The sequence below is a fragment of the Streptomyces sp. WAC04114 genome (assembly GCF_019733245.1).
In the GTDB taxonomy this organism is placed as follows: Bacteria; Actinomycetota; Actinomycetes; order Streptomycetales; family Streptomycetaceae; genus Streptomyces; species Streptomyces massasporeus_A.
Genome location: NZ_JAIGQA010000228.1, coordinates 1 through 11,693, shown reverse-complemented (window position 1 = coordinate 11,693; position 11,693 = coordinate 1). Strand labels below are relative to the sequence as shown.

9 protein-coding genes are annotated in these 11,693 nt (G+C 73.2%); 4 read left to right on the top strand and 5 right to left on the bottom strand.

Annotated elements, in window-relative coordinates; all coding sequences use genetic code 11:
- Nucleotides 1–354 precede the first annotated feature (354 nt).
- Nucleotides 355–732 (bottom strand): hypothetical protein, encoded by a 378-nt coding sequence (locus K4G64_RS35435; protein WP_031110699.1) that lies wholly within the window; start codon nt 730–732, stop codon nt 355–357.
- A 3-nt stretch (nt 733–735) separates the two neighbouring features.
- Nucleotides 736–981, bottom strand: a complete 246-nt coding sequence (locus K4G64_RS35430; protein ID WP_030845137.1) for a hypothetical protein — start codon at nt 979–981, stop codon at nt 736–738.
- Nucleotides 982–1,156: 175 nt separating this feature from the next.
- Between K4G64_RS35430 and K4G64_RS35425 the strand changes: the two genes are divergently transcribed.
- A complete protein-coding gene (locus tag K4G64_RS35425) occupies nt 1,157–2,107 on the top strand; it encodes a sigma-70 family RNA polymerase sigma factor (RefSeq protein WP_221759997.1) in 951 nt (316 codons plus the stop codon).
- Here K4G64_RS35425 and K4G64_RS35420 read toward each other — a convergent pair.
- Nucleotides 2,098–2,889 carry an alpha/beta fold hydrolase gene (locus K4G64_RS35420; protein WP_221759996.1) on the bottom strand — a complete coding sequence of 264 codons (792 nt, stop codon included), beginning with the start codon at nt 2,887–2,889 and terminating at the stop codon, nt 2,098–2,100. The genes K4G64_RS35425 and K4G64_RS35420 overlap by 10 nt on opposite strands.
- Before the next feature lie 80 nt (nt 2,890–2,969).
- The gene (locus K4G64_RS35415; RefSeq protein ID WP_221759995.1) at nt 2,970–5,213 is read right to left on the bottom strand and encodes a glycoside hydrolase family 9 protein; all 2,244 of its coding nucleotides are present in this window, start codon (nt 5,211–5,213) and stop codon (nt 2,970–2,972) included.
- Nucleotides 5,214–5,953: 740 nt separating this feature from the next.
- Between K4G64_RS35415 and K4G64_RS35410 the strand changes: the two genes are divergently transcribed.
- Both K4G64_RS35410 and K4G64_RS35405 read left to right on the top strand, forming a co-directional pair.
- Entirely contained in the window at nt 5,954–8,341 is a 2,388-nt protein-coding gene (locus K4G64_RS35410; protein WP_221759994.1) for a SpoIIE family protein phosphatase, read from the top strand.
- Between the two features lie 124 nt (nt 8,342–8,465).
- Complete coding sequence (locus K4G64_RS35405; RefSeq protein ID WP_221759998.1) at nt 8,466–9,725, top strand: arsenic transporter; 1,260 nt, start codon at nt 8,466–8,468, stop codon at nt 9,723–9,725.
- Nucleotides 9,726–9,737: 12 nt separating this feature from the next.
- Here K4G64_RS35405 and K4G64_RS40790 read toward each other — a convergent pair whose 3' ends face one another.
- Nucleotides 9,738–10,787: an RICIN domain-containing protein gene (locus K4G64_RS40790; RefSeq protein WP_308122577.1), complete on the bottom strand. Its 1,050-nt coding sequence runs from the start codon at nt 10,785–10,787 to the stop codon at nt 9,738–9,740.
- Nucleotides 10,788–11,304: 517 nt separating this feature from the next.
- Here K4G64_RS40790 and K4G64_RS40785 point away from each other — a divergent pair.
- Entirely contained in the window at nt 11,305–11,427 is a 123-nt protein-coding gene (locus tag K4G64_RS40785) for a hypothetical protein (protein ID WP_260461424.1), read from the top strand.
- The last annotated feature ends 266 nt before the right edge of the window (nt 11,428–11,693 follow it).

The window sequence follows — 11,693 nt, the reverse complement described above, 5'->3', positions numbered from 1 at the left end:
GGACGAGGGGGGTGGGGGGTGGGCACTGAGATGGTTCCTTCCCACGCATGTGACACACAGAAGTCCTGCCGCCGAAAAGGAGGCCCGGTAGGTGCGTACCTTTTATGGCGGGGCGCGGGAGGTGCGAATTCACCGACGGCGAATCGGACGTGGTCCACAAATCACGTGCGACACCCGGCCATTCCCCCCGCACGCGCGTTTCACTCTTGCACAACCCCCACACGGCCAACAAGGCGCCCGGACAACATCCCCGCCATTGACAGAAAGTCAGAAACGGGGAACGGATGTGCGTGGATCGCACCCGTTTTCGACATTTCCCTGCGGCCTGTGTGATCGGGCGCCGGGTCCGGTTCCTCAGATCTGCCAGGAGCGCAACCGGTCCGCGGCGCCGTAGACGTCGGTGGTGCCGGACAGCAGGTCGCGGGCGAGGTCGACGAGGGCGCCGTAGGGCGGGTCGATACCGACGCCGCTGACGAACATGTACGCCACGGCGGTCGCGCAGGCGAAGCGGGCGTTGGCCGAGGGCAGCGGCCGGAGCACGGTGATGGTGTGCAGCAGCGCGGCCGCTCGCCAGGCCGGGTCGGAGTTCACGCCGAGCCGCGGCGGGTCGACGCGGTGCCGGGCGACGGCGGCGACCAGCGCGGAGAAGTCGTTGACGGTGGGCTGGTCCGGCAGAACCTCCTCATGGCGCTGAAGCAGCCAGGGCACGTCGATATGGATCACGGGTGCCATGGGTCAGGCGGCCCGCCCTTCGCCCTTGGCGGGCGGTTCGTCGTCGGGGAACGCGGCGGCGAACTCGTCGGCGTGGGTGGCGAAGAAGCGGCGGAAGGCCTCCGCGCCCTCCTGCAGGGCCCGGTGGCGGGCTATGTCGGCCGCGGCCGCCTCGCGCACGAGGGCCTTCATGGACGTACCGCGCTCCTTGGCGATCTGCCGCAGGTCCTCAAGTTCGCGGTCGCTGAACTCCACGTTGAGAGCTGGCATGCCTTCACGGTACCGCTCGGGTACTGACTGGTAAATATCCCCAGGTCAGGGAGGATGCCCGAAGGTACCGGGGACGAGAGCCCGCTGAGACGTGGGTCACATCGAGCCGTGCGATGTCATACCTGGGCGCGCTGTCCGGCTCACAGGGGTGAGCGCATCCACGGGAGGCACACGCATGACCGAGATCTCCGAAACCGGCACCGGCACCCCGCTCGACGCGGCGACCGGCGTGTTCGTCGACCATCGCGAGCTGTTGTTCGGCGTGGTCTACAACATGCTCGGCAGCGTCACCGACACCGAGGACGTCCTGCAGGAGACATGGCTGTCCTGGACGGCACGCGGCGGGGGCGCCCCCCTGGCCGGCGTGGACAACCCGCGCGCCTACCTCGTCCGGGTGGCGGTCAACCACGCGCTGCGCCGCCGCGCCGTGATCAGCCGTCGGCGGGAGACGTACGTCGGCCCGTGGCTGCCCGAGCCCCTGGTCGGTGCGGACACCGGGACCGCCGAGGACCCGGCCCTGCGTGCGGAGTCGGTGTCGCTGGCGATGCTGGTGGTGCTGGAGTCGCTGACACCGCTGGAACGGGCCGTGTTCGTGCTGGGTGAGGTGTTCGGCTACCCGCACGCCGAGATCGCGGAGATCATCGACCGCTCCCCCGCCGCCGTGCGGCAGTTGGCGCACCGGGCCCGGGAGCACGTGCACGCGCGGCGGCCGCGGTACGAGGCACATCCGCGGGTGCGGCGGGAGGCGACCGAGCGGTTCGTGCGGGCGGCGCTCGGCGGGGACATCGCCGAGCTGATGGAGGTGCTGGCGCCGGATGTCACGGCGTGGACCGATGCGGGCGGCAAGCGCCGGCGGGCGAGCCTGCGCCCGGTGCACGGCCGGGACAAGGTGACCCGTCTGCTCACCGCCGGGCGCGGCGGCCCGGACCACCCGGTCTGGCGCTACCGGCGTGTCAACGGCGACGACGCGGCGGTGCTGTTCGACGGCGACGCCCCGTTCGCGGTCCTGGTCCTGGACCTGACCCCGGAGGGCGACCGGGTGCGCGGCATCTACGTGGTGGCCAACCCGGACAAGCTCGCCCATCTGCCGGCGGCGGGCGACGGGCGGGGCGCCGGTCAGGAGTGAGCGCGGCAGAACTCCCGGACGGTCCGGTTGAACGGCTCGGGTGCCTCGATGTTGCTGAGGTGCCCGATGCCGGGGAGCACGACCAGCGTGGCCTGCGGGATCGCCGCGAGGAACTGGTGGGCGACGGGATCCACGGGTGAGCGGGCGTCCAGCTCGCCCCACAACAGGAGCGTCGGCACCTCGATCTTCGGCAGCAGATCCCGCAGGTCGGCCTCGACCATGACGGTGAGCTCGGTCCGCATGCTCTGGGCGCGGGTGTCGGCCGACATCACGGACAGCAGGCGGACGGCTTCGGCGGGGGGCCGCCCGGCGAACAGTCCCGGCATGGTCGGTGCGAACGCCTCGGCCGGGACCGCGAGCATGCGCTCCGCCCCCTCGACCCGGGAACGCACCTCCGCCGCGGGCAGTGAGCCCTTCCACCCCGCGTAGGTGTCGACGAGGAGCAGGGTCCGCACCAGCTCGGCGTGGTGCCGGTAGAACTCCAGCACGACGGTCCCGCCCCAGGACGCGCCGAGGACATGCGCCGGTCCCAGATCCACGTCCTCGACGACGGCCGCCAGGCAGCGGGCGTAGTCGGCCAGGGTGAAGGCGGGGGGTACGTCGGAGGAGCGGCCGGCGCCCGGTTCGTCCCAGGCGACGACGGTGAACTCGTCGGCCAGGTCCTCGGCCTGGGGGCGGAACAGCCGGGCGTCCGCCGTGGCGCCGTGCGCGAGCACGAGGGGCGGGCCCTGGCCCACCCGGTCGTACGCGACCTCGATGCCGTCGACCCGCACCGCTGGCATGCCACCAGGCTACGCGCGCGTGCCGGGGGCGTCCTGTCGGCGGGCTCCCCCGGCACGCGGGCGGCGGCGCTGTCCGGTCCCTACCCCTGGTCCGCCACGAAGGAGGCCATGCGGGTCAGGGCGGCGTTCCAGTTGATCGTGTGCTCGTTGGTCGACCAGGACTGGATGTCGTCGATGTAGCAGAACTGGCCGACGCAGCCCTGGAGTTTGCTCTGTGCGTAGGGGTCCTGGATGCTCGAGTTCGGTCCGCCCGCGAGGGTGCCCCGCGGCGGGCTGGGCAGCTTCGGGTCGAGCTGGCGGGCGTACCAGCGGCTGTGCTGGTTCTGCGCGCTGACCTCGCCGTAGCCGGTGACGTAGGAGATGTTCAGCGCGTTGCGGCCCAGCACGTAGTCCATGCTCTGCAGCGCGCCGTCCCGGTACTTGGCGGCGCCGGTGACGTCGTACGCGGTGGCGAGGACGACCGCGTTGTTGAGGACCTGGTGGCTGGAGCCCCAGTCGTAGGTGTTGCCGTCCGGCGCGTACGGCATGCCGTAGGGGTGGGCCTTGAGCGTGGCCAGGTAGCGGTCGGCGCCCTTGACGACGGACTGGCGCACCTTGTCCCGGCCGGGCAGTTTGTTCGGCACGGTGGCGAGGTCGAGCCGGCCGGCGGCGCCGGTGCGGGCCCAGTCGAAGCCGAGGGGCTTGAAGAGGTCGGCCGTGTGGACCGGGGACTTCAGGACGTACTCCTCGAACCGCTTCTCCCCGGTGGAGAGGTACAGCTCGGCCGCCGCCCAGTAGAAGTCGTCGGTGACGTCGCTGTCGGGGTAGGCGCCGCCGCCGATGCCGTCGCTCTCCGGGGCGAGGCGGTCGGGATGGGCGAGCGCCGCCGACCAGGCCTTGCGGGCGGCGGCCAGGGCCTTGCCGGCGAAGGTCCTGTCGTAGGGCCGGTACAGGCGGGCGGCCTGTGCGGCCGTGGCGGCCAGGTTGAGGGTGGCGGCGGTGGAAGGCGGGTGCAGCTCGCGCTTCTGCGGGTCGTCGCTGGGCAGCAGCGGCAGGCCGGTCCACTGCTCGTCGTGGATCTTGTGGTGGGCCATGCCGGCCAGCGGCTTGCCGTCGGGCACCTGCATCCTCAGCAGGAACTCCAGCTCCCAGCGGGCCTCGTCGAGGATGTCGGGCACCTTGTTGCCGCTCTCCGGGATGGCGAGGGTGCCGTCCCCGAGCTTGTCCGCCCGTCCGGTGCGGGCGGTGCGGGCGCGTTCGTAGGTGCTCAGCAGTTCCCAGATGGAGATGCCGCCGTTGACGACGTACTTGCCGTGGTCGCCGGCGTCGTACCAGCCGCCGCTGACGTCGAGGGTGTGGTCGCACACGCCGGGCTGACAGGGCACCGCGGTGTCGCCCTGGTTGGGGGCCACGCCCACGTGGCCGGCCGGGCGGCCGTAACCGGGCCGCAGGTCGTCGCGGATCGCGATGCCGCTGCGCTGCGTGTAGTAGTACTTCGCCGAGTCCAGCCGGAGCCGCTCGTAGGCGCTCGTGCCGATGTCGAAGGGCCTGCTGGTCTCGCCGTCGGCGACGAGCGTGAAGCCGGTGCCCTTGGTGCGGTAGGCGCCGAAGTCGAGGGAGTGGACGTTCTGCCCGGAGGAGGCGTCGACCCCGCGCGGCAGGGTCGTGCCCTTGGCGACGACCGTCCCGCCGGAGTTCTTCAGCTGCCAGGGCAGCCCGGCCGTGGCGTCGGTGACCAGGGTGGCGTTCTTCGGGCCGGCCGGGAGATAGCCGACCTGGTTGACGCGTACACGGGGGCCGGTATCGGGCTCGTACGGTTCCGGCGCCACTCCGCCGAGCAGGGAGACGTCGTCCATGCAGAAGCGCCAGGCGTCCGCGCTGCCGCCGAGCTGGAAGCCGACCTGGCCCTGCGCTGTGTCGACGGGCGAGGTGAAGGTGTAGGAGTAGCGGTCGCCGGAGACGCTGAGCTGCGGCGTCACCTCGTGGTAGGTGTCGTAGGGCGACACCGACAGGCCCACGATCGCCCGCACCACGTGCCCGGCGGGTGTCCCGGTCGCACTGAACGAGAAGCGGTACGACTCCCCCTTCACGAGGGTGATGTCGTTCTGCCCGACGGCGGCGTCCCAGCGGTTGGCGGTGCCGCCGGGGACGTCGGCGCAGAGCCGGCCGTCGGACAGGCCCGCGGTGACGTTGCTGGTCGTCCACCAGGGGTCGGTGGCGGTGTCGAAGGTGCCGTTTCTGACCTGCTCGACCTCGTCGGCCCCGGCGGGCGAGGACGGCAGCGCGGTGAGCGCGGTCGCGAGCAGGGCTGTCAGGGACAGCAGGGCGGTTCTGCGTCGTTTCACGTCTGGGCTCCTCCGGGAGGTGCGGGCGGCGCTCGGCGTGGGAGCGCTCCCAGATGCGGACGCAGGCCATGCTTGTGGCAGATGTGACGCCCCGTCAACGGTCCGGACAGGACTGGCTGTTTCGCCGCCCGCCCGGACCGGGACGGCCTGGATGGTGTCCCAGCCGGCTGATGCGTGTCGCGCCCCGCGCCTCGCCGGGGTGGAGTCCGTACGGACGCCGTGGAGGGGCTCCAGTCGTGCGGGACGGCGGTCTCGCGCCATCCGGAGTCGTCGAAGCCGGAAAGGTGGGCCCAGGCGCCGGCCGGGTCGGTGATGCCGCCCGGGTTCACCAGCGCGAAGAGCCGGCCGTCGCGCACAGCGACGGTCCGGCGGCCGGACGCGCCGTGCGCCTGCCCGGCGGCCCACGCCTCCCGGGGCGCCGAGCGGCGTCCCGGCCCCGGGTGCGGCGGCGGAGGCGAGCAGGACCGGTCTGCGCGTGACCGGCATGGCGGCTCTCCCATCAGGCCCCAGGAACACTCACAACCGATCGCGAAGAAACAGCTTCTGTCGAGGTGTCACACACGGTTGTCAAGGGTGCGGGAGCGTCCTTCTGCCACTGGGACGGCTCGGCCCCGTTCGTGCCGTGGCCCCGGCCGGGAAGGCGGCACCGGGGTTACCGGTCCACGCCGGGCGCCCACGGACTACGCTGGAACTCAACTGACGTCCCTGTTCACTGTGAGTGTCCGTATGGAGTCGCGACGATGAGTCCGGGCGAGGCGCTGGACGATGGCGGGGCCGCCCGTGCCGTCATCGCCGTCGACGGCACGCTCACCGAGTGGAGCGAGGGTGCCCGCCGTCTGCTGGGCCACACGGCCGCCGAGGTCGTGGGCCGCCCGGCCGCCGACCTGCTGGCCGACGGCGCGGAACGGCCGACCGTGCCGGACGACTCCCGCTGGAGCGGCACGGTCACCCTGCGCCACCGCGACGGCCACCCCGTCACCATCTGGGTGCTCGCCCACCGCAGACCGCCGGACGCGGAGGAGGCGATCGACTGGCTGGCCGTGTCCCCGCCGGAGGCCGCCGACCACGCGCTCGCGGACGACCCGCTGGTGCGCATGGCTCTGACACAGTCGCCCTGCGCCACGATGATCTTCGACGAGCGGCTGCGGCTGCGCGGCGTCAACGAGGCCATGGCCGATCTGCTGGGACTGCCCGCCGGGCGGATGCTCGGTCTCAGGCCCACCGACGTGGGCAGCCGGCCGCCGAACGCCGAGCTCGAGCAGAATCTGCGCGAGGTGCTGCGCACCGGCCGTCGGCAGGACATGCAGACGTACATGAAGGCGACCGGCGAGGACCGGAGCGCGCACGCGTGGCTGGCCCGGATGGCGCCGCTCACCGACGGGGCGGGCCGGGTGCGGGGCGTGTGCGTGACCGCCCACGACTTCTCCGACCAGTACCGCGCGCGCGAGCGGTTGCAGCTGGTCAACGAGGCGAGCGAGTGCATCGGCACCACCCTCGACGTCACCCGCACCGCCCAGGAGCTGGCCGACGTGTGCGTCCCGGCACTCGCCGACTTCGTCAGCGTCGACCTGCTCGACCCTCAGGAGCACGGCCACGAGTCCGCCGGACCGCCGATCCCGCCGCTGAGTCTGCGCCGGTCCGCCCACCAGTCGGTGAACAAGGGCAGCCCCGAGGCCGTCGCCAAGCCCGGGCAGGTGGACGTCTACCCGGAGAACTCCCCGCAGACCGCCTCCCTGGTCGCGGGGCACACGGTCGTGGCCTCGGGCTCCTCCGGCGACCTCGGGCGTTGGCTGGCCTGGGATCCGGTGCGCTTCCAACGGATCCAGGAGTACGGCATCCACTCCACGATGTCCGTCCCACTCCAGGCCCGGGGCACGACCCTCGGGGTGGCTGTCTTCACCCGCTTCCGGCGTCCCGAGGCGTTCACCCCCGACGACGTGCTGCTGGCCGAGGAGGTCACGGCCCGGGCCGCCGTCTGCATCGACAACGCGCGCCGCTACTCCCGCGAGCGCGAGACGACCCTCACGCTGCAGCGCAGCCTGCTGCCCCGCACGCTGCCGCACACGGCGGCGGTCGAGGCGGCCTCCCGCTATCTGCCGGCCACCCGCACCGGCGTCGGGGGCGACTGGTTCGATGTGATCCCGCTGTCGGGGATGCGGGTCGCCATGGTCGTCGGCGATGTCGTCGGCCACGGCATCCAGGCCTCGGCGACCATGGGCCGGCTGCGCACCGCCGTCCGCACCCTCGCCGACATCGACCTGGCCCCCGACGAACTGCTCACCCACCTCGACGACCTGGTCGTCCGGCTGTCCGAGGAGTCCGGCGGCGACAACGGCACCGGAGAACTGGGCGCGACCTGTCTGTACGCCGTCTACGACCCGGTCTCCCGGCGCTGCACCCTTGCCCGGGCCGGGCATCCGCAGCCCTTGCTGGTACCGCCGGACGGTTCGGCACGGCAGCTCGAGCTGCCTTCCGGACCGCCGCTGGGCGTCGGGGGGCTGCCGTTCGAGTCCGCCGAGGTGGAGCTGCGGGAGGGCAGCGTCCTGGCGTTCCACACGGACGGGCTGCTGGTCAGCCGGGAGCGGGACGTCGACGCGGGCGTCCGGATGCTCTGCGAGGCATTGTCGGCGCCCTCCGACTCCCTGAACGATATCTGCGACCGCGTGCTGCAGACCCTGCTCCCGCCGGGCGGTTCCAGCGACGACGTGGCCCTGCTGCTGGCCCGCACCCGCGGCCTGCCGTCCTCCCAGGTCGCCACCTGGGACATCCCCGCCGACCCGGCCCTGGTGGCGCCCATCCGCAAACAGGTCGTCGACCAGCTCGAACGCTGGGGGCTGACCGAGGCCACGTTCACCGCCGAGCTGGTCGTGAGCGAGCTGGTCACCAACGCCATCCGCTACGGCGCCCCGCCCATCCGGCTGCGGCTGATCCATGACGCGGCCACCCTGATCTGCGAGGTGTCCGACACCAATCACACGGCGCCGCACCTGCGGCGGGCCAAGACCTGGGACGAGGGGGGCCGCGGGCTGCTCCTGGTCGCCCAGCTCACCCAGCGGTGGGGCAGCAGACACACCGGCGAGGGCAAGACGATCTGGGCGGAGCTGGCCCTGCTCGGCGACGAGACCTGAGTCACCGCGGCACTCGCCGCGGGCAAGCGGGGCCTGGCCAGGAGAGCAGGGCCGCCGAGGGTCTCTTACCAACGCCTGGTTTCATGGGCGGGCACCGCCTGATCGCGCCCCGGAGGACCCCGCCCTGAACACCCCGCTCGCCGAAGTCCTGTCCGTGACGCTGCTGGCCGCCGTGCTCGTCTGGGCCGTCGCCCGCCCGAAGGGCCTGCCGGAAGCCGTGCTGGCGGTGCCCGCCGCCGGAATCGCCGTCGCCCTCGGAGTCATCTCTCCGGACCACGCCTGGGAGGAGATCCAGCGGCTGGGGCCCGTGGTCGGCTTCCTCGCGGCCGTGCTGGTGCTCGCCCACTTCTGTGACGTCGAGGGGCTGTTCACCGCGTGCGGGGCGTGGATGGCCCGCTGGGCGGCGGGACGCCCCACGCGCCTGCTGACCGCGGTGTTCGCGCTGGCGTCCGTCATCACGGCCGTGCTCAGCCTGGACGCCACCGTCGTCCTGCTCACTCCGGTGGTGCTCGCCACCGCGACCCGCATGGGTGTGCAAGCGCGGCCGCATCTGTATGCCTGCGCCCATCTGTCGAACACCGCCTCGCTGCTGCTGCCGGTCTCCAACCTGACGAATCTGCTGGCGTTCACGGCGAGCGGGCTGAGCTTCACCCGCTTCGCCGCGCTGATGGCGCTGCCGTGGCTGGTCGCGATCGCCGCCGAGTACCTGGTGTTCCGGCGGTTCTTCGACGACGAACTCGCGGCGCCCCTCCCCTCCCCCGACGCCGAGCCGCGTCCCGAGCCGCTCCCGCTGTTCGCCCTCGTCACCGTCGGCTGCACGCTCGCCGGATTCGTGGTGGCTTCCGCCGTGGGGATCGCGCCGGCCTGGGCCGCGCTGGCCGGTGCGCTGGTGCTGGCCGGGCGGGCGCTGGTGCGGCGGCGGGCCACCCCCCTGGCGGTGGTGCGGTCCGCTGCCCCGGCCTTCCTGGCGTTCGTGCTCGCGCTCGGCGTGGTCGTGCGTGCGGTCGTCGACCACGGACTCGCCGACGCGCTGCGGCGCGTGCTGCCCGGCGGATCGGGCCTGCTGACGCTGCTGGGTGTGGCCGCGGTGGCCGCCGTCCTGGCCAACCTCATCAACAACCTGCCCGCGGTGCTGGTGCTGCTGCCCCTGACCGCCGGGTCCGGTCCCGGCGCCGTGCTGGCGGTGCTGCTCGGTGTGAACATCGGCCCCAACCTGACCTACGCCGGATCGCTGGCGACCCTGCTGTGGCGGCGGATCGTGCAGCAGCACGGGAACCGGGTCGGGCTCGGGGAGTTCACCCGGCTCGGGCTGCTCGCCACACCGGCGGCGCTGGTGCCGGCCGTGGTGGCCCTGTGGCTGTCGCTGACCGTCGTCGGGGCCTGAGCGCCCGCCCGGTCAGCGGCGGCCGCCGTATCCGTAGCCGGGGTATCCGTAACCGGGGTAGCCGTAGCCCGGGTTGCCGTTCTGACCGTCGGAGTCGCAGTAGTAGCCGTGTGGGTGGCAGGGCGAGTCGGTGGCGGCCGGGCTGCTCCGGGTCGGCTGCGGGGCCGGGGACGTCGCGGACGGGGTCGGGGTGGGCTCGGGCGTCTTCGACGGGGTGGGGGGCGGTGTGGGCGTGGGGCGCGGGGCGGGCACGGCGGCGTTCCAGTTGACGGCCTTCATCCGGAGGTCGGCCTTGGTCGTGTCGATCACCCAGCGCTGGACCTCGTCGTCCGTCCGGGCCTTGAGGACCAGGGCTCCCGATCCGTCGGTCGCGGCCGGGGCGAGGGCCAGGTCCTGGTCGGAGCGGGGTACCAGGGTGCCCTGCAGCGTGAAGTCGTAGCGGATGTTCTTCGGGTCGGGCCGGGACGCGCCCGTGCAGGGGGCCAGTCGCACCGAGTATCCGAGCTCCGAGTCCAGGCACAGGTCGGGAGCGGCGCCGTTGCGCAGCAGCCCGTCGGTCTCGTACGTCCACTGCTGGGCGGCGTCAGCGGAGCAGGTCGTGAGCTCGGCCTCACCACCCGCCACGGCCTTCTTGCCGTCGATGCCCACGCACAGGCCCGAGGAGACGTTGTGCAGCCGGCCGCGCAGGGCGCCCTTCTCGGCGTCGCCCCCATCAGCCCAGGAGGGGTCGGGGCTCGCCTCGCCCGCGTCGGAGTCGGGGGCCTCCCCGGTGGCCCGGTCGGCACCGGCCGGCGCGCCGTCGCCGGAGTTGCCGGTGGACCACAGGACCAGCGGCAGGACGACCAGACCGCTGACGGTCAGGACGCCCGCGGTGAGGTTGCGCCGCCGGGCGGTACGGCGGGCCGCCTTCTGGGCGGATCTCCGTGCTGCGGCCCGGCGGCCTTCGGTGCGAGGGCCCCGGGGTGCGGGGGGAGGCGGTACGGAGACGTCCGCGCGGGCCGGGGTCTGCGCGATACCGGCGGCCGGGGCCACACCCCCGGGCCCGGGCGGGTGCGGCGGCACGGTCGGGCCGCCCGGATCCGTGAACGACTCACCGACCGCGCCGGCGAGGGCGACCGGGTCGGGGAAAACCTCACGCCCGTCACCGGTCGGCCTGGGGAATCCCTCACCGGGGAATCCCTCACGCGCCGGGAATGCCTCACGCGCCGCACCTCCCGGGTCCGGAAAGGCCTCACGCGCCGCACGTCCCGGGTCCGGGAATGCCTCAGGCGCCGCACCTCCCGGGTCCGGGAATGCCTCACGCGCCGCACCTCCCGGGTCCGGGAAAGCCTCAGGCGCCGCACCTCCCGGGTCCGGGAAAGCCTCAGGCGCCGCACCTCCCGGGTCCGGGAAAGCCTCAGGCGCCGCACCTCCCGGGCCGGGGAACGTCTCGCGCGCCTGGTCGGCCGGATCCGGAAAGACCTCACGTGCCGGGCCGGGGAACGTCTCGCGCATCCTGCCCACCGGGCCCCGGAAGCCCTCACGCCCCTCGCGTCCCGGGCCGGAGAAGGCCTCACGCGCCCCGCCGGCCGGATCCGGCGTGACCTCACGCCTCTCACCTGCCGGGCCGGAGAACGACCCGCGCAAGGTCGACGAGCTGGTCGGCGGCGGCGCTGCAGTGCCCGCAGCCCTCGGTGTGCCCACCGGACCCGGAAAGACCTGACCCCCCTCACCTGCCGGGCCGGTAGACGTCTCGCGCGGCGGGCGAACCGGGTCCGGAATGAGCTCGTACGTCAGGTCGACCGGGTCGGGGAAGACCTCGCGCGCCAGGGCGACCGGGTCCGGGAACAGTTCACGCGCCGCACCGGACGGCATCACGGCGGCGGCCGCACCGGCCGCCGTCCCGGGCCTCTCTCGCTTTCCGGCATTCCGCCCGCCCCCGGCGCTCCGACCCGCCTCGTGCGCCCGGCGCTCCGCGTAGTCCCGCCC